The organism is Streptomyces sp. NPDC042638 (assembly GCF_040647235.1).
GTDB classification, from domain to species: Bacteria; Actinomycetota; Actinomycetes; order Streptomycetales; family Streptomycetaceae; genus Streptomyces; species Streptomyces rameus.
This window is the reverse complement of record NZ_JBEZBT010000091.1, coordinates 1-16,520: the sequence shown is the minus strand read 5'-3', so window position 1 is coordinate 16,520 and position 16,520 is coordinate 1. Positions and strand designations below refer to the sequence as shown.

Sequence of the window (16,520 nt, the reverse complement as noted above, 5' to 3'; positions counted from 1 at the left end):
CTCGAAGAAGCCGGACCAGAATCACGCGACCGTGCTGGCGGAACTGCTGGACGGCGACCGGGTCGCGCGCCGGAGCCGGTACACCGGATGCGGTTCCCCGTCGGCGCCCGAGAGCAACAGAAGGGGCTGCTGCGCCGCCGGGTGGGCGTGATCGGGCTTCGGTGGGCAGCAACGCGGCCCTGCCCACACCCATCCGCGCCGCAAGTACACACTCGCCGTCTGCGCACCGGACGAGGACACCCTCGTCGGCACCATGGGACTCCTCGTCGAGGACTACGGCAACAACGCCGTGCTCACCAGCCTCGCTACCCTGCCCGGAGCTCCCGTCAGCGGCCACGGCCACGAGGCGGCCCGCCTGCTCATGGCCTACGGGTTCGGACACCTGGGCCTGCATCGGGTCTGGGCCGGCCACCGCAGCGACCACCACCGGATGACCACGGTGAGGCAAGCCGCCGCCGGCCTGCGCCCGAAGGCCACCCTTCGTCAGCTGTTCCGCACCCAGGGCATCTGGCACGACGTCACCACCTACGCCACCGTCGCCACCGAGTGGAAACTCCAGGCCACCGACGACGAACTCGCCATCCTTGGGGGCACCTGCCGCCTCGAACCGGTCTGAGCGGGGCAGGAGGCGGCGGGAGGCCCTCGCGAGGGCGTGTCTCCGCGCCACCGGCCGGCAGCTGACCGGCGGGCCGGGTGAGGAAGCGTCGGACTCGCTCCATCGGGCCGAAGCGCCGACCCGTGCCAGGAGCACACCCGAGCTCGCATGCGACCTCCCGGGTCGGGGTCGGCGGCACGCCGGGCCGGGGGAGGGGCTTGCACGTACGGCCCGATCTGCGCTGGGCTGGTGGCCGCGCGCCGACAGCCCGGCCGCGGCGAAAGGGGTGGAACGGGTGCGCACCTTCGAGGCGGGACAGACGGTCGTACGGCGGGAGGTGTACCGCTCCGGACGCGTGTGGAACGAACACGCACTGCGCGTCGTCGCCGGACACGGGCGAGGCCCTGGTCGCCGCCTGCGCGCCGGGAGCCGAGACGCGCTGGCCGGCCCTGTACGTCAAGGCCCGCGACGACGGCGACCGGTCGGCACGCACGGAGGCTTTCGACGTGATGGCCACCGGCGTGTGGGAGCCTGCGGCAGCGGTGTGGCAGGAGACCGAGCTGTTGCTGTGGAAGCCCCCGGACGCGTGGTTCAGCATCAACGCCTTCTACACCGCCGACGGGCTGCGGAACTGGTATGTGAATTTCGAGCACCCCACTCGCCGCACCTCGTCCGGGTTCGACACCTTCGACCTGACCGTGGACCTGGTCGTCGACCCCGATCTGACCGGCTGGCACTGGAAGGACGAAGACGAGTACGCGCACGTACGGCGGCTCGGCATCGTCACCGACGCCGAACACCATGCCGTGGACGCCGCTCGCGAACAGGTCCTCGCGATGATCGCGGAACGCTCCGGCCCGTTCGCCGACGCGGCCTCGTGGTCGTCCTGGCGGTGGAACCCGGCCTGGCCCGCTCCGCGCCTTCCACACACCGCGCCGGCGGTGCCGCGGGTTGCACCGGCAAGCGGCTGAAGCGTTGGCCGGACGGTTGCCTCCCCATTGCACCCGGCTCGCGGGTCCGTCCCCAGTGGCGCCGAGGCGCGTTCCGGAATTTCGCCAGGCCGGTGGTACGGATGTCGAGAACCTGGCAGCGGCTCCGTCCCAGTGACGTCAGCGGCCACCACCGGCCGCACGGAGGAAGAAGAAGAAGGAGAAACCCGCATGGCGATCCAGCGGATGGACAACGTCGGCATCGTGGTCGAGGACATGGACGCCGCCATCGCGTTCTTCGTCGAACTCGGTATGGAGCTGGAAGGCAGGGCGGTGGTCGAGGGCCCCGTCGCCGACCGGTGCACCGGACTCGACGGCGTCCGCTGTGACATCGCGATGGTCCGCACCCCGGACGGTCACAGTCGGCTCGAGCTGGCGAAGTACCACAGCCCCGCGGCGATCAGCGCCGGGCCGCGCAACCGGCCCCACAACATTCTGGGCACGCACCGCGTCATGTTCGCCGTTGACGACATCGAGGACACCGTCGCCCGCCTGCGTCCTCACGGCGCCGAACTCGTCGGCGAGATGGCCCGGTTCCAGGACAGCTACCTGCTCTGCTACGTCCGCGGCCCGGAGGGAATCATCGTCGGGCTGGCCGAGCAACTGTACTGAGAAGGGGCACCGAACCGCGCAGCCGCACGGCATCGCCGACGTCCGGAAACGCCCCGATCAGCCAGTGGCAGCTTGCCCGTGACGCGACCCGGACGCACGGCCGGAAGCGGCCGGCCCGGCTGCCGAGTTCTCCCATGCGGGGCGCGACCGGCTCGTAGCGCTTCACGGTGTGGAGCCGGCCGGGGTGCCGGACCGCGACGTGCGGACCGACGACCGCGCCGAGGCCGCACCCGGCATCAGGGGGGAGTCGCCGAGTTCGGCGAGTAGCCGGGCCGTGTCGTCGGCGCGCCCGATCGGGCCTGTCGGCTCGCCACCCCATGGCGCCGCACAGAACACCCTCGTGGCCGACCGACGATACTCCGAGAAGCCGCTCGCACGCAATCCGTACGGGAAAGGAACGCGACTTGTACGGCTCCCAGTAGGGTGTCGGTCAGGAGGTGTCCGACTGGCCCGAGGGCACGCGGCTGTTCGAGGTCGACACCGCCGCGCCACTTCAAGGCTTCGGTGCTGCGGCAGGAGCGTGCCGCAGCACGCTGTGAGCGGATCACCGTCGCGGTGGATCTGCGGGAGGACTGGCCAGGCGCGCTGGCCGCCGCGGGGCACGACCCGACGGCAGCCGACCGTGTGGATCGCCGAAGGACTGCTGATCCCTGCCCGAGGACGCGGTGGAGTTGCTGCTGGCCCGGCTCAGCGGCGGTCGGCGGCAGGCAGCCGGATGGGCCCGAACACTGGGCTCGTGCGGCGTCATCAAGCGTTTCGGCGCGGACGCCGTGCCGGGGTCGGCTGCGTCCATGTGGGTCTCGGAGATGCCCGACGACCCGGTGGGCTGGCTGGCGGGGCACGGCTGGGGTGCCCGAAAGCCACACCCTGCGCGAACGCCCTGCCGCCTACGACGCCCGATCCTCACCCCGCCGCAGGGTGAGGAGCGACCCGGCGGACTCATATCGGCCCTCCGCCGGTATCGACCATCCGGCCGGTCACACCTCGGCCGGTCACACCTCGGCCGGTCACACGTAGGCCGATCACACCGCTGGCCGCGAGCACGGCCGCCTCCGCCACGTCACCGCGGTGACGACGACGCGCTGGGGGTGCGACGCGGACACCGTCGGCGGATGGATCCGGGGCCGACGGTGTCCGGGCCGGGACTCGGTCTTCCGCACGGCGACTGAGGCGCCGGTGCGGGGCTCAGGCTCATGACCGGCAATGAGGCATAGGGCCGGCAGTCAGACATAGGGCCGGCACTCAGGCCTCGGGGTCGGCCAGACGGCTGAGCAGGGTCACGGCGTCATCGTGCCCAACCTGTCGGAAGAAGCGTGCGTCGACGTCCTCGACGGCGGCGATCGCGCGCGGTGCCAGTTCGGCGCCGACGCCGGTGACACGCAGGCGTTTGGCGCGGGTGTCGGCGGGGTCGACCTCGCGCTCGATCAGTCCCTTGGCCTCCAGGGCGCGCAGGACCTGAGAGGTCATCTTGACGTCGGTGCCGGCCTGGCGGGCCAGAGCCAGTTGGTTGGGATGTGTGCCGTGCGTGTTCAGCCACCAGGTGCAGGCGAGAAGGACGAACTGGACATGGGTGAGGTCCAAAGGCCCGAGAGCCGCGGTGATTTCGCGTTGCCAGCGCAGCGTGGCGTGCCAAAGCAGGAAGCCGGGGCTGTCGCCGGGGTCGAGGGCCATCAGCCCTGTGCGAGCTTGACCAGGCCGGCCATGGTTTCGGGCCAGTCCGCGGTGATGGCCGGACCGATCCGTGGGCCCAGCTCGTCCGCGCCGGTGCCGGTGATCTCCATCCGGTAGGTCACCCGGGTACGGAGTCCGTCGCCCCGGCCCAGCCGGTGGAAGGTGCGCAGGAGCAGCCCGTCGAACCGGGCCTCGTCCACGAACAGTTCCCCGGGCGTTGTCTCGGCGACGAGCAGGTGCACCGGGTCGTCCCCGGCCGGGGTCATCACGATCTTGGCGCCCGTCTCGAACGGGCCGTCGATCTCGATGCTCGCGATGTCGGCGTTCCAGGTCCCCCAGTTCTCGACATCGGCCCACAGGCCCCAGATCGCCTCGGGCGCGGCGTCGGTCTCAATGCTGTGCTCATACGTCCACATCAGTGGCCTCCCGATCCAGAAATTTAGTCTTCGGGAAGACTATCTCTGCAGAGACTATCTGTCCAGCGTTCGCCGACCTGCCTTCGGCGCTCAGGGTGGCCTGCCGCCGGGCGCCGGTCCAGACCCATCCCCGGTGCCGCCGTGAAGTCGCCACCCGGCTGCCGGTGATCGAGTGCTGCGGCGCGGCCGCCGGCCCGGAAGCCGACTTTCCGTGAGGGCTTGACGGCGGGCCGCCCCGGCCGAGGCGTGCCGCGCCGTGCCGCGCCAGATTGTTGACGGTGCTTTCGTAGAGGCCGGCTGGAACCGGGCCCGAGACGCCGGCCACGACGACCTCGGTCCGGAGCTTGCCGTAGTACGAGTCCAGTCCGGCGATCGAACGCTTCGCCAGGCACGACGAACCACAGACCATCGCCCCGCACCGTGCCCCGTCCACGCTGACCCCATGTGAACTCGAGGTACTGCGCCTGCTCGCGAAGGGCCTCAGCAACGCCGAACTCGCCTCCCGTCTCCACCTCAGTACGACCACGATCAGGAGCCACGTCGGCCGCATCCTGTCCAAGCTGACCTGCGCGACCGTGTCCAGGCCGTCGTCCTCGCCTCCGAGACGGGACTGATCGCCCCGGGAGGAGGCGCCCCGAACGCGGACGGGTGATCATGTACGAATCCCGGTCGGGAACATCGGTAGGGCAGCGGGCCTGGTTCGACGCCGTGGTGACGCAGTGCCGCGTCAGGTGGCGGAGATCTCAGCGTGAGCGCGTGAGCGGTGGTGGCTGGCCGCTGGCGGCGAGCCGTTCACGGATCCGGGGCTGCCGGCGGGCCCGCGCCCCGGTCAGACGCCTTGCAAGGTCCGGACGGCCCGACGGATCTGGTCTCTCACACAGCGCGACTCGCCTGGACAGACGCACGTCATGAGACCTTCGCGTCTACGGCGGCCCCGTACGAGGGTCCGCTCTGCCTACGGACTACTCGTAGACCTTGGCCGCTTGGAGCGCCGCCCACGACGCCCTTCGCGCCACCTCACCGTGGTCCCGACGCACTTCAGCGGGCGATGGAGATCGCGAAGGGTGTGAATCCGCTGGACCGGATGATGTGCGGTACGAACAGGATCGTGGCCTCCGTGGCGCGCGCGGTCCGGATTCCGCCGAGATCGGTGATCCACTCCTCACGCCATCCGAGGTCGGTGAGCAGTTCGCGTACGCTCTGCTTGGCCTGCGGGTCATCCCCGGAGAGGAACGCCTCGGGCGCCTGGGCGAGTGAGGCCGGCGCGGTCATCACGGGGAAGAGCATGGTGTTGAGGGTCTTGACGACATATGTGTCGGGAAGTGCCTCCTGGAGTTGCTCGGCGAGGCTCGAGCCGGGGTAGAGCAGGTCGGCGGGGAGTCCGTCAGGTCCGTCGACGGTGGCGTTGGACAGGTCGACGAGGATCTTGCCTCGTAGTTCCTCGCGCAAGGCGGCGAGCCGGTCCAGTGAGCCGGCACCCGGGGTGGCGTTGACGACGATCCGGGCTGCCCGGGCACCGTCGGCGGCGGCGCCTGGCGTGCGGTCCGCCACGGTCACCTCATGCCCTGCCCGGGCCAGGGCCGCGGCCAGGTTGCCGCCGACGCGGCCGTTTCCGAGAACAGCGATCGAGGTCATGATGAGCTGGTCCTTTCGTACGTACGGATGCTGGCGTGCGGTCAGCGCGTGAGTGTGGCGACGGCTTCGGTGTGGACGCCGGGTGCGGCGGCCAGGAAGCTCTCGCTCTGCGGGGTCCAGCGGCGCCCCTCGGCGTCGGAGATCCGTCCGCCGGCCTCGGTGACGAGCAGCGCTCCGGGGAGCAGGTCCGCACGGGCGCCGGCGAACTGCCAGAAGGCGTCGATCCGGCCGGCGGCCACGTTCAGCAGGTGCAGGGTCGCGGGCACGGCGGTGCGGACGACGAGCGCGTCCGAGAGCATGGCGGTGATCGAGGAGCCGACGCGCCGTACGACCTTCTCGTCCTCGTCCGGCCGGGCCTGGCTGGTGGCGACGATGCTCAAGCCGAGGTCCGCGGTCCCGGCGACGTGCAGCGGCCGGCCGTCGAGGTGGGCGCCGGCGCCGGCCAGCGCGGTGTAGGTCTCGCCGGTCAAGGGCAGGTGCACCGCGGTGAGCACCGGCTGGTTGTCGCGTACGAGGGTGGCGGTCACCGCCCATTCCGGCAGGGCGTGCAGGTGGTTGACGTTGCCTTCGACCGGATCGACGACCCACCATTCGCCGGACGGCAGCGCCCCGCCGTCGAGCTCGTCCTCCACCCAGCCGGCGTCCGGACGCAGGTCCGTGAGGCGGGGACGCAGCACGGCCAGGGCGGTGTCGTCGTTGGCGGCGAGCGCGCTCATCAGCTCCTCGCGGCTCTGGTAGCGGACGACCTCGCCGAAGCGCGCGCGCAGCGCCGCACCTGCCGTGCGCACGGCGCTCGCGGCCTGGGTGAGCAGGTCTGCGTCGAAGGCGGCGACGTCCGTGGTCTGCAGTGCTTCGGACATGGGGGTACTCCTGACTGGGGAGGGAGGGCTGAGGTCGGTCGAGCCAAGTCCGGGTTCCGTCTTGCGCTCTGGTATCGACGGTATAGAGGGCCCTGATTAACTACAACTGCATGTCAGGCACGGCTAGGATTACTCGGATGCAATTGGATCTGAACCTGCTCGCCGCGCTCGACGCGCTGCTGGAGGAGGGCAGCGTGGCCGGGGCGGCCGCGCGTCTGCATGTCACCGCCCCCGCGATGAGCCGGAGCCTGGGCCGGATCCGGCGCACCACCGGGGACCAGATCCTGGTGCGCTCCGGCCGCACGATGACTCCGACGCCGTACGCGATCGCCGTCCGGGAGCAGGTGCACGAGCTGCTTCACCAGGTTCAGTCGGTGCTCGCGCCGAGCCGTGAACTCGATCTGGCAACACTGGACCGGACCTTCACGCTCCGCTGGCACGATTCCCTGGTCGCTCTGAGCGGCCCCGCCCTGCTCGCGGCCGTGCGGGAACAGGCGCCGGGCGTGCGCTTGCGCTTCGTCGCGGAATCGAGCGTCGACACCCCCGAGTTGCGGCGTGGCGAGGTCGACCTGGAGGCGAACGCCAACCGCCCCAGCGCACCGGACATCCGGGCCGAGAACGTGGGAGAGTCCCGTCTCGTCGTCGTGGTGAGGCGCGGACACCCCCTCACCCGCGTCAAGGCCGTCACCGCACAGCGCTACGCCGACGCCGAGCACATCACCGTCTCGCGTCGTGGGAATCTCGGCAATGCCCTCGACGACGCTCTCGCGCGGCTCGGCCTGACGCGGCGGGTGGTGGCGACGGCACCCACGGAGGCGGCCGCGCTGGAGTTCGCACGTGGCTCCGATCTCCTGGTCAGCGTCCCCGAAGTCACCACCAGGTCCGCCGTCGCCGACCACGGCCTGGCCGTACTCCCGCTGCCTCTCGAACTGCCGTCAGCACAGGTGTACCTGTCGTGGCATCAGCGCTACGACACCGATCAAGCCCACGTCTGGCTGCGCGGGCTGGCGCGTACCGCGCTGGCCATGTGCAAGGTGCCGTAGCCGGTGCGGCAGCCCGCCGCAGCCGTATTGGTACGCCCACCTCATGCCACGATGCCCAGGAAGCCGAGAAGGCGCCGGTTTCTGCGTCGCACTTCGCCAAGCTCGGGCTCGGCTTCGAGCCGAAGTTCACCGGCGAGACAGCCGCCTGCATGCTGGTCGGCGAGCACGCCTTCGTCATGCTGCTCAGCCGCGAGAAGCCGGACTGGTCCTCGTCTTCACTGACCACGACCGGTTCGCTACGACCTGCCCCAGGGTGGCGCAGGTCGTCCTGAACATCATCGCCGACCGAGCCCGTCACGCGGCCTCCGAGCCACCACAAGCACGTCAGCGACGAGAGCGACCGGGACGGCGAAGGGTCCGGCGACGGCAGCGTTCCAGCCGGCGCCCTGCTGAACTTCCCCATGCCACGTGACCCGGCCGCCCTCGCCGCGTCCATGGGCCTGCGGGCTCTCAGCCAAGAGCACGGGCACGGCCGGGCGAGGCTGCCGGCCACTTCCTCACGTCCTCGGTCGCACACACCAGCTCATGGCACCGGAGCAGAACGGACTCCTGCGTCGGGCCTCCGCCGCCCGTACGCGTACAAGGAACGCGGCCCGGCCGGCGCCGCCGTAGGAGTGCCGCGGCAGGCGTCTACGCGCTCGGCATGCAGCGCAGCGCCGTCAGACGGGACGACGGCACGTGGGTGGGCCTTTCCCTGGACGTACAGAACCGCCACCAGCGGGGACTGTGCGTGTTCAGTGCCGGGCCGCGCCTGCTGGTCTCCCGGCTGTCGCGCTCGTGCTGCTCGCCGTTGTCGAGGCGCACTTCCAGGGCGTGGACTTCTGGCGCACCGACGAGTACCGCTCCTGCGTTCCGCCGTTGCGTGCTGATGTGGGACGCGCCCTGGCGGGCAGCCCGGAACGATGTGCACGAGGGCCCGATGCATGAGTTGCCGCTGCGGTGCGTGAGGGACAGGGCTGGGGGAACCCTGCAGGGCGGCACACAGCACTTGCATATGCCCCTGAACTGCTGAAAGAAACACACATTTTATGTGCTTGTAGGTGTGATGTAAGGGCATGCGGTGGCCAGGAGGTTGATAACAATGGTTCCCCTGCTTCTGGTTCTTCTGCTGGCTCTGGTCCTCTTCGGTGCGGGTTTCGCGCTGAAGGCACTGTGGTGGATCGCGGTCATCGTGCTCGTCGTGTGGCTGCTCGGCTTCGTCGTCCGTACGGCGGACAGCGGTGGCCGAAAGGGCCGCTGGTACCGCTGGTAGACGCATCACAGGCGGCGCGAACAGCGCGCCACACGCGTAAGGGTTCAGGGCTCGGCCGGATACGGCCGAGCCCTGAACGCGTAACCAACCGAGCGGTTCGGAGAGATCGGGCTTATCGGGCCTGTTCTCGTATAGCTACGGCCAGGTGGCGAGTAACGCTGGGTGATGTTCCGGGCTGTCGTTTCCCCTCGCCGGCCGTCTCGTTGAGCTGAATGGGTGATCTCGACGAGAGGGCGGGGCGGTTGCGGCAGGACTGGGAGCCGGAGGATCTGATCGAGGTCTGGACGCTGCTCGAAGACGACATGAAGAAGGTGCGGAACAAGTCGGGGGCGACTCGGCTTGGGTTCGCGCTGCTGCTGAAGTTCTTCGAGGTGGAGGCCCGGTTCCCGGAGGCGGCCAGGGAGGTTCCGGCCGCCGCGGTGGAGTACCTGGCTCAGCAGGTGAAGGTGCCGGCGGAGGCGTGGGCGGCGTACGACTGGCAGGGTGACCGGATCAAGCGTCATCGCAAGGAGATCCGGGCGGCGTACGGGTTCCGGGCGATCACCGAGGAGGACCAGGAGCGGTTGGCCGGGTGGCTGGCCGCCGAGTTGTGCCCGGTGGAGCTTTCGCGCGACCGGCTCGCTGCGGCGGTGGTGGCCCGGTGCCGCAACGACCACGTCGAGCCGCCGGCACCGGGGCAAGTTCGGCGGTTGGTCGGCAAGGCGGTCAAGGACTTCGAGGCGCAGTTCTGCCGCGGCACGCTGGACCGGCTCAGTCACGCGACCCGCTCTCGCCTGGAGGATCTGATCGTGGGCGACACACACGAGGAGGCCGATGGCGACGGCTCTGTGGCTGGTGGCGGCCGGTCGCACTTCGCCGAGTTGAAGACCGACCCCGGTGCCCCGGCTCTGGAGAGTCTGCTGGCCGAGGTGAACAAGCTGGAGCGGGTGCGGCGCCTGGAGTTGCCCGCGGATCTGTTCGCGGACGTGTCGGAGAAGTTGGTGGACGCCTGGCGGGCGCGGGCCTCGAAGGAGTACCCGGCGAACCTGGAGCGGATGAAGCCGCCGCGGCGGCTGACGTTGCTGGCCACGCTGTGCCATGTCCGGCAGACGGAGATCACCGATTCGCTGGTGGACCTGTTCATCCAGCTCGTACTAAAGATCAACACCCGTGCGGAACGGAAGGTCGACAAGGAGCTGAACGCGGAGCTGAAGAAGGTCCGCGGTAAAGAGGGCATGCTGCTGCGGGTCGCGGAGGCGGCGCTGTCGGAGCCGTCCGGCACGGTGCGGCGGGTGATCTTCCCGGTGGTCGGCGGGGAGAAGACGCTCAAGGTTCTCGCGGCGGAGGCCGCGGCGAACGAGGCCCGCTACAAGGCCAGGGTCCGCACGGTGCTGCGGTCGTCCTACTCAGCGCACTGGCGACGGATGCTCGCGCCACTGCTGAAGGCGCTGGCGCTGAAGTGCAACAACACCGCGTACCGGCCGGTGATGGACGCGATCGACCTGCTGGGGCGGTACCTGGAGCAGCCGCTGAAGGAGGGCGCGTTCTTCGATCCGGCGGAGACGGTGCCGCTTCAGGGGGTGGTTCCCGATCAGTGGCGGGCGGCGGTGGTGGACGACAAGGGCCGTGTCGAACGGATCCCGTACGAGCTGTGTGTTCTGGTGGCGCTGCGGGACGCGCTGCGCAGGCGGGAGATCTGGGTCGTGGGGGCGAACCGGTGGCGCAACCCGGAGGACGACCTGCCCACCGACTTCGAGGACAACCGTGACGTGCACTACGCGGCCCTGGGCCAGCCGCAGGATGCGGGCGAGTTCATTACCGCGCTCCAGCGCAAGCTCCGCACGTCACTGGACCGGTTCGAGCAGGCCCTCGCGGAAGGCACCACGGGTGGGGTTGCGATCGTCAAGAAGCGTGGTGAGCCGTGGATCAGGGTCTCGCCACGCGGCAAGCAGGAGGAGCCGGAGTCCCTGGTCGCCATCAAGGGCGAGATCGAGCGACGCTGGGGCACCATCGATCTGCTGGACATCCTGAAGTACGCAGAGTTCGACACCGACTTCATCGCCGAGTTCACCTCGGTGGCCACCCGCGAGAACCTGTCCAAGGACGTGCTGCGGCGCCGCCTGCTGCTGGTGCTGTTCGGGCTGGGCACCAACATGGGCATCAAGCGGGTCGCAGTGACCGGCAAGCACGGCGAGTCCGCGGCGACGCTGCGCCGAGTGCGGCACCTGTTCGTCAACCGGGCCAACATGCGCGCTGCCCTGCGGAAGCTGGTGAACGCCACCTTCGCCGCCCGCGACGAGATGTGGTGGGGCACCGGCACCGCCTGCGCCTCCGACAGCCGCAAGTTCGGCTCCTGGTCCTCGAACCTGATGACCGAGTGGCACCAGCGCTACCGGGGCCCCGGAGTGATGATCTACTGGCACGTCGAGCGGAAGTCGGTGTGCATCTACTCCCAGCTCACGTCCTGTTCGGCCTCCGAGGTCGCCTCGATGATCGAGGGCGTGCTGCGGCACTGCACCGACATGGAGGTGGACCGGCAGTACACCGACACCCACGGCGCGTCCATCGTCGGCTTCGCCTTCGCCCACATGCTCGACTTCAAGCTGATGCCCAGGCTGAAGAACATCGGCTCCGCGAAGCTGTACCGCCCGGCGGCCGGGGAGGACGACAACTGGCCCCACCTGGCGCCGGTGCTGTCCACCAAGACGATCAACTGGGACTTGATCCGCCAGCAGTACGACCAGATCGTGAAGTACACCACCGCCTTGCGCCTGGGCACCGCCGAAGCCGAGCAGGTCCTGCGCCGCTTCACCCGCGGCGGCCCCAAGCACCCCACCTACCAGGCGATCGAGGAGATGGGCCGGGCGGTGCGTACATCGTTCGTCTGCGACTACCTCGCCGACGTCGAGCTGCGGCAGGAGATCCACGAGGGCTTGCAGGTCGTGGAGAACTGGAACTCCACGAACAAGGACCTCTTCTACGGCAAGGACGGCGACCTGGCCGGGCAGGACAAGGAGTCCCAGGAGGTGTCCATGCTCGCGCTCCACCTACTCCAGTCCGCCCTGGTCTACGTCAACACGCTGCTGATGCAGCAGGTCCTCGCCGACCCGAAGTGGGCCGATACTCTCACCGACGCGGACCGGCGGGCGCTCTCCCCGCTGTTCTGGACCCACGTGAATCCCTACGGCCGGTTCGAACTGGACATGAACAGACGCCTCGACCTGGACCTGACCGCCCGGGAGGCCGTGCCCGGGCCGCGCACCCCCGAGGGCAGACCGGTTGCGGCCTCGGGGTGAGGAGGTGGGGCCCCGATCTCCCGACGAGCTCAGTCACCACTGCTCGGTCAGTGGGTAAGAGCCACGCTGGTCTCAGCCCCAGGTCTGGCCGGCCGGTTCCTTGATGGTGCGGTTGATCCGGTTGAAGAAGTTGGTCAGCGCGATCTCCAGGTTGATCGCGCCGATCTGTTCCTCGGTGAAATGGGCGTTGACCTCTTCCCAGATCTCGTCGGTGACGCCCTCCGCACCGTCCTGCAGCCGGGTGGCGGCCTCGGCCAGCGCCAGTGCCGCGCGCTCCGCATCGGTGTAGAACGGCGCCTCGCGCCACGCCACCACATTGTGCAGCCGCTCATCGGTCTCACCGGCCTTCTTCCCTCCGGTGACACTGGCGTAGACGCACGCCGAGCAGCCGTTGATCTGGCTCGCTCGCAGATGGACCAGCGTCAGCAGCTTCGGGTCGACGCCTCCGGCGGCGATCGCCTTGTGGAGGTGACTGATCGCAGTCCACAGGTCGGGGTTGTTCGTGTTCTTGTTCTTGAGCCGGTTCTCCATGCGAGAGTGCTCTCCTTGATCGGGGTTACGTTCCCGGGCTTGTGCCCGTCACCCCTATGACGGAGCAGCTTTGAGAGAGGTAACAACATGTCCGGCACCCATCCCACGGATCCGATCGTCGGCGCCTTCGAGGCCCATCGCGACCGGCTCCGAGGCGTCGCCTACCGCGTGCTCGGATCACACGCCGATGCGGAAGACGTGGTCCAGGAGGCATGGCTGCGTCTCTCCCGCCAGGACACCGGCACCATCGACAACCTCGGCGGCTGGCTGACCACCGTGGTCGGCCGCATCAGCCTTGATGTCCTCCGGTCGGGCCGGACCCGCCCGGAGGTCTCCTTGGACGACCAGCTGTCCGAAGTCACCGTGACGCTGGATGACGCGCCCGCTCCGGAAGACCTCGTGGCGCTCGGGGACTCCGTGGGCCTCGCGCTCCTGACGGTCCTCGACTCGCTGCGTCCGGACGAGCGGCTGGCGTTCGTACTGCACGACGTGTTCGCCGTGCCTCACGGGGAGATAGGCACGATTCTCGGCAAGTCCACCGACGCGACCAAGATGCTCACCAGCCGCGCCCGCCGGAAGGTGCAGAACGCCCAGCAGCCGACGAGCACCGGACGGCAGCGACGCGAGGTGGTCCAAGCCTTCCTGGCCGCGGCCGGCGACGGGCAGTTCGAGCAGCTGCTGGAGGTTCTTCACCCCGAGGTGAAGTTCACCGTCCACACGCCGAACGGCACGTTCGTCACGCTCGGAGCCACCGAAGTCGCCACCCGCGCAAGAGTGGCCGCCGGCGCGGCACGGGGGCATGCGGCCACCGTCAACGGTCTCCCCGGCGTCATCTCCTGGAGTGAAGACGGCACCCCGCTCTCCCTCCTCGCCTTCACTGTCGCCGCCGGTCGTATCACCGAGATCACCGCCGTGACCGACCCGGCCAAACTCGCGCTCATGGACCTGCCGGACCCGGTGTGACTCCCTGCCGGCGACGGCCGCTCGGTCCATGCCGGATCCCGCCGAGACGGTGGGTGTAGCCACCTGGTCGGCCGAGAGTGCGGGGCCTGGGATGAGCGCCCGCACCGATCGGCAAGGCATCTTGCAGTACAACGAGCGCCCGACCCCGGCGCCGGGCGGTCAGCCCCCCTCCACGGTTCCGCCCGCCGCTTCCCGTTCTGTCGGCAAACGAAGGCACCCGCAAGTGATCAACGCACCACCCACAGATGATCATGTGACCGTGGAGGCACAGGTGCGTGACTACGGGTTTTCACCAGCTCAACAGGATGAGATCTGGAGACGCTGGCGCGAAGGGCAGTCGTTCAGCTTGATCGGGCGAGCACTCGGGGCTCCGATGCAGCACGCCCGCCGTTTCCTGTACCAGAGCGGCGGTGTCCGCCTCACCTCGCAGACGCGGTCAGAGCGGCATCTGAGCGGCAGTGAGCGTGAGGAGATATCCCGCGGTATCGCCGCCGGGGAATCGGCCCGGTAGCTTGCCAAGCGGCTGGGCCGATCTCCTTCGACCGTCTCCCGCGAGATCGCCCGCAACGGCGGCCGGGACCGCTACCGAGCTGCCCCGGCCGATGCAGCCGCCTACAAGGGGGGACGCCGGCCCAAGCGGGCAAAGCTCGCCCAACGGCCTGCTCTTCGCGCCCTGGTGGAAGCCAAGCTGGCTCTGTGCTGGTCACCCGAGCAGATCGCGGGATGGCTGCGACGGCAGTTTCCTGGTGACGCCGCCATGCAGATCTCGCACGAAGCGATCTACCTCTCGCTCTACGACCCCCGCCGGCGGCAGGCCATCGACCGCAGCCTCACCCAGCGGTTGCGGTCGGGCAGGCCCATGCGCCGCCCGAAGCTCGCCCGCCGGCCCACCGGGCGGGGCATCATCCGCGGCATGGTGTCCATCACCGCCCGCCCCGCCGAGGTCGAGGACCGCAAGGTCCCCGGCCACTGGGAGGGCGACCTTGTGATGGGCACCCGGCCCTCGGCCGTGGCCACGCTGGTCGAGCGCACCAGCCGCTACACGGCCATCGTCGCGCTGCCGGACGGCATCAAGGCCGAGCAGGTCACTCCGCACCTCACGAGGAGTCTCCTCGGCATCCCGCCCCAGCTACGACGAACGCTCACCTGGGACCGGGGCCGGGAGATCGCCGAGCACCAGGCCATCACCACCGAGACCGGGATGCCGATCTACCTCTGCAAACCACGGAGCCCGTGGCAGCGCGGCACCAACGAGAACACCAACCGGCTGCTACGGCAGTACCTCCCCAAGGGAGCGGACCTCCGCACGTTCAACCAGGCCGACCTGGACGCCATCGCTCACGAGCTCAATCACCGTCCGCGCAAGACCCACGGTTACCGCACTCCGGCGGAGGTCTACGCTGACCTTCTGAACAGCGGTGATGCGCTGACCGCTTGAGCTCGCCACCCGGACATCCGGGACTCCGGGGTGGTGCTGATCCAATCAGATCCGATGGTGATTGCTGACAGGGTTTGACGACAGATAGGGTCCGATCCTCCGCGCGGAAGGGGGCCTTCGGTGGCGAACCTGGTCTACAAGCGGGTGTCGACCGACCAGCAGTCGACGGCTCGGCAGAACCTCGTCCTGGACGAGGCCGGCATCGAGGGCCCGGTCGTCTTGGAGGAGGACCCAGGCACTTCCAGCCGCCTCCATCCCCTCCAGCGCCCGAAGTTCCGCGAGCTGCTGACCTACGCGCGGCCGGGCGACACCGTGCACATCTCCGAGACGTTCCGCCTCGTACGCGGTACCGGGCACATCCTCGACGTGCTCGACGTCCTGCACGCCGACCGCCTCGCCCTGCGCATCCACGACGGCGCGTTCTCCGCGATGGACCTCACCGCCCGCCACCCTCGAACAGGCGAGCTGTTGTCCACGGTGAAGTTCATGGTGCAGACCCTCGCCGCCGCCGGCGAACTCCAGCGTGACCTCCAGCGGGAGCTGACGTACGACGGGCTGCGTGCCGCCGAGGCCAAGGGCAGCAAGGGCGGGCGCCGCCCGGCCGTCCCGGCCGGGAAGACCGACGCCGTGCGCACCGCGTACCTGGAAGGCCGCTCCATCGCAGCCCTCGCTCGCGAACACGGCGTCAGCCGCGGCGCCATCCGCACGGCCGTCGCCGACCTCATGCCCGAGCACACCGCCGCCGACGAGAACAGCCCGGCCCCGGAGCTGCCAGTCACCCTCGACATGCCGGGCAAGGTCGCCGACTTCCTCCGCGCCACCGAGCTGGACGACGCCGAGCGGGCCGCGCTCGATCACGGGGTGACCGTACGACGCGGCCAGGGCTACACCCTGCGAGTGAGCGCCGTGCCCACGGTCCACCGCCAGCTCCTAGCCCGCTGCCAGCCCCTCGACGGCACCCCGGCCATTCCGGCACAGAGAAAGGGCCGCCGCGAGTACGAGAATCGCGTCAACATCCTCGTGGCCGACATCCAGCGCTGAAGCGGCCGTCCAGGACCGCGGCCCCGAACGTCACGCAGGGCTACACGCCACCTAGCCGTAGCTATACGAGAACAGGGCCATCCAGCGATTCCCGGTCAAGGTCGGCGGTCTCTACTGACGTTGTTGCCGTGATGTCGTCAACGTGAGTCCGGTTTCGGTGAGACATCCGTTGATGAGGTTGCTGCGGTACTGGATCTGG

At 69.5% G+C, this 16,520-nt stretch carries 14 protein-coding genes and 3 pseudogenes; 12 read left to right on the top strand and 5 right to left on the bottom strand.

Annotation, left to right across the window (positions count from 1 at the left end):
* Positions 1-205: 205 nt before the first annotated feature.
* The 4 genes and pseudogenes from AB0B40_RS36400 to AB0B40_RS36385 all read left to right on the top strand — a co-directional run.
* A pseudogene (locus AB0B40_RS36400) lies at positions 206-616 on the top strand (GNAT family protein); the annotation flags it as partial.
* 488 nt (positions 617-1,104) lie between these two features.
* Positions 1,105-1,566 (top strand): DUF402 domain-containing protein, encoded by a 462-nt coding sequence (locus AB0B40_RS36395; RefSeq protein WP_345048497.1) that lies wholly within the window; start codon positions 1,105-1,107, stop codon positions 1,564-1,566.
* A gap of 189 nt (positions 1,567-1,755) precedes the next feature.
* Entirely contained in the window at positions 1,756-2,196 is a 441-nt protein-coding gene (locus tag AB0B40_RS36390) for a VOC family protein (protein WP_345048499.1), read from the top strand.
* A gap of 443 nt (positions 2,197-2,639) precedes the next feature.
* A pseudogene (locus tag AB0B40_RS36385) lies at positions 2,640-3,155 on the top strand (SAM-dependent methyltransferase); the annotation flags it as partial.
* Positions 3,156-3,438: 283 nt separating this feature from the next.
* Here the strand turns inward: AB0B40_RS36385 and AB0B40_RS36380 are convergent.
* Positions 3,439-3,867 carry a MarR family winged helix-turn-helix transcriptional regulator gene (locus tag AB0B40_RS36380; protein WP_362267861.1) on the bottom strand — a complete coding sequence of 143 codons (429 nt, stop codon included), beginning with the start codon at positions 3,865-3,867 and terminating at the stop codon, positions 3,439-3,441.
* Positions 3,867-4,283 (bottom strand): SRPBCC family protein, encoded by a 417-nt coding sequence (locus AB0B40_RS36375; RefSeq protein WP_345048502.1) that lies wholly within the window; start codon positions 4,281-4,283, stop codon positions 3,867-3,869. The genes AB0B40_RS36380 and AB0B40_RS36375 overlap by 1 nt, the downstream gene beginning before the upstream one ends.
* Before the next feature lie 371 nt (positions 4,284-4,654).
* On the opposite strand from AB0B40_RS36375, the pseudogene AB0B40_RS36370 reads away from it, so the two are divergent.
* Positions 4,655-4,935 (top strand): annotated as a pseudogene (locus AB0B40_RS36370) (LuxR C-terminal-related transcriptional regulator); the annotation flags it as partial.
* Between the two features lie 386 nt (positions 4,936-5,321).
* On the opposite strand, the gene AB0B40_RS36365 reads toward AB0B40_RS36370, so the two are convergent.
* Positions 5,322-5,918, bottom strand: a complete 597-nt coding sequence (locus AB0B40_RS36365; RefSeq protein WP_345048504.1) for an NAD(P)-binding domain-containing protein — start codon at positions 5,916-5,918, stop codon at positions 5,322-5,324.
* Between the two features lie 41 nt (positions 5,919-5,959).
* A complete protein-coding gene (locus tag AB0B40_RS36360) occupies positions 5,960-6,778 on the bottom strand; it encodes a 3'(2'),5'-bisphosphate nucleotidase CysQ (protein ID WP_362267859.1) in 819 nt (272 codons plus the stop codon).
* 137 nt (positions 6,779-6,915) lie between these two features.
* On the opposite strand from AB0B40_RS36360, the gene AB0B40_RS36355 reads away from it, so the two are divergent.
* From AB0B40_RS36355 to AB0B40_RS36340, 4 genes are all read left to right on the top strand, one after another.
* A complete protein-coding gene (locus tag AB0B40_RS36355; protein WP_345048508.1) occupies positions 6,916-7,821 on the top strand; it encodes a LysR family transcriptional regulator in 906 nt (301 codons plus the stop codon).
* Positions 7,806-8,093: a hypothetical protein gene (locus tag AB0B40_RS36350; RefSeq protein WP_345048509.1), complete on the top strand. Its 288-nt coding sequence runs from the start codon at positions 7,806-7,808 to the stop codon at positions 8,091-8,093. The genes AB0B40_RS36355 and AB0B40_RS36350 overlap by 16 nt, the downstream gene beginning before the upstream one ends.
* A gap of 809 nt (positions 8,094-8,902) precedes the next feature.
* Positions 8,903-9,073: a hydrophobic protein gene (locus tag AB0B40_RS36345; RefSeq protein ID WP_345048512.1), complete on the top strand. Its 171-nt coding sequence runs from the start codon at positions 8,903-8,905 to the stop codon at positions 9,071-9,073.
* A gap of 212 nt (positions 9,074-9,285) precedes the next feature.
* Complete coding sequence (locus AB0B40_RS36340) at positions 9,286-12,348, top strand: Tn3 family transposase (RefSeq protein ID WP_345048514.1); 3,063 nt, start codon at positions 9,286-9,288, stop codon at positions 12,346-12,348.
* A 72-nt stretch (positions 12,349-12,420) separates the two neighbouring features.
* Here AB0B40_RS36340 and AB0B40_RS36335 read toward each other — a convergent pair whose 3' ends face one another.
* Entirely contained in the window at positions 12,421-12,879 is a 459-nt protein-coding gene (locus AB0B40_RS36335) for a carboxymuconolactone decarboxylase family protein (protein WP_345048515.1), read from the bottom strand.
* An 87-nt stretch (positions 12,880-12,966) separates the two neighbouring features.
* Here AB0B40_RS36335 and AB0B40_RS36330 point away from each other — a divergent pair, with 87 nt between their 5' ends.
* The 3 genes from AB0B40_RS36330 to AB0B40_RS36320 all read left to right on the top strand — a co-directional run bounded on the left by AB0B40_RS36330 (position 12,967) and on the right by AB0B40_RS36320 (position 16,321).
* Positions 12,967-13,842, top strand: a complete 876-nt coding sequence (locus AB0B40_RS36330; RefSeq protein ID WP_345048517.1) for a sigma-70 family RNA polymerase sigma factor — start codon at positions 12,967-12,969, stop codon at positions 13,840-13,842.
* Positions 13,843-14,365: 523 nt separating this feature from the next.
* Positions 14,366-15,280, top strand: a complete 915-nt coding sequence (locus AB0B40_RS36325; RefSeq protein ID WP_362267864.1) for an IS30 family transposase — start codon at positions 14,366-14,368, stop codon at positions 15,278-15,280.
* A 120-nt stretch (positions 15,281-15,400) separates the two neighbouring features.
* Complete coding sequence (locus AB0B40_RS36320) at positions 15,401-16,321, top strand: recombinase family protein (protein ID WP_362267856.1); 921 nt, start codon at positions 15,401-15,403, stop codon at positions 16,319-16,321.
* Positions 16,322-16,520 lie beyond the last annotated feature (199 nt).

Bases quoted from the DNA above. Each gene is read 5' to 3' on its own strand.
- AB0B40_RS36395 (WP_345048497.1), top strand. From the start codon at position 1,105: ATGGCCACCGGCGTGTGGGAGCCTGCGGCAGCGGTGTGGCAGGAGACC.
- AB0B40_RS36390 (WP_345048499.1), top strand. From the start codon at position 1,756: ATGGCGATCCAGCGGATGGACAACGTCGGCATCGTGGTCGAGGACATG.
- AB0B40_RS36380 (WP_362267861.1), bottom strand. From the start codon at position 3,867: ATGGCCCTCGACCCCGGCGACAGCCCCGGCTTCCTGCTTTGGCACGCC.
- AB0B40_RS36375 (WP_345048502.1), bottom strand. From the start codon at position 4,283: ATGTGGACGTATGAGCACAGCATTGAGACCGACGCCGCGCCCGAGGCG.
- AB0B40_RS36365 (WP_345048504.1), bottom strand. From the start codon at position 5,918: ATGACCTCGATCGCTGTTCTCGGAAACGGCCGCGTCGGCGGCAACCTG.
- AB0B40_RS36360 (WP_362267859.1), bottom strand. From the start codon at position 6,778: ATGTCCGAAGCACTGCAGACCACGGACGTCGCCGCCTTCGACGCAGAC.
- AB0B40_RS36355 (WP_345048508.1), top strand. From the start codon at position 6,916: ATGCAATTGGATCTGAACCTGCTCGCCGCGCTCGACGCGCTGCTGGAG.
- AB0B40_RS36345 (WP_345048512.1), top strand. From the start codon at position 8,903: ATGGTTCCCCTGCTTCTGGTTCTTCTGCTGGCTCTGGTCCTCTTCGGT.
- AB0B40_RS36340 (WP_345048514.1), top strand. From the start codon at position 9,286: ATGGGTGATCTCGACGAGAGGGCGGGGCGGTTGCGGCAGGACTGGGAG.
- AB0B40_RS36335 (WP_345048515.1), bottom strand. From the start codon at position 12,879: ATGGAGAACCGGCTCAAGAACAAGAACACGAACAACCCCGACCTGTGG.
- AB0B40_RS36330 (WP_345048517.1), top strand. From the start codon at position 12,967: ATGTCCGGCACCCATCCCACGGATCCGATCGTCGGCGCCTTCGAGGCC.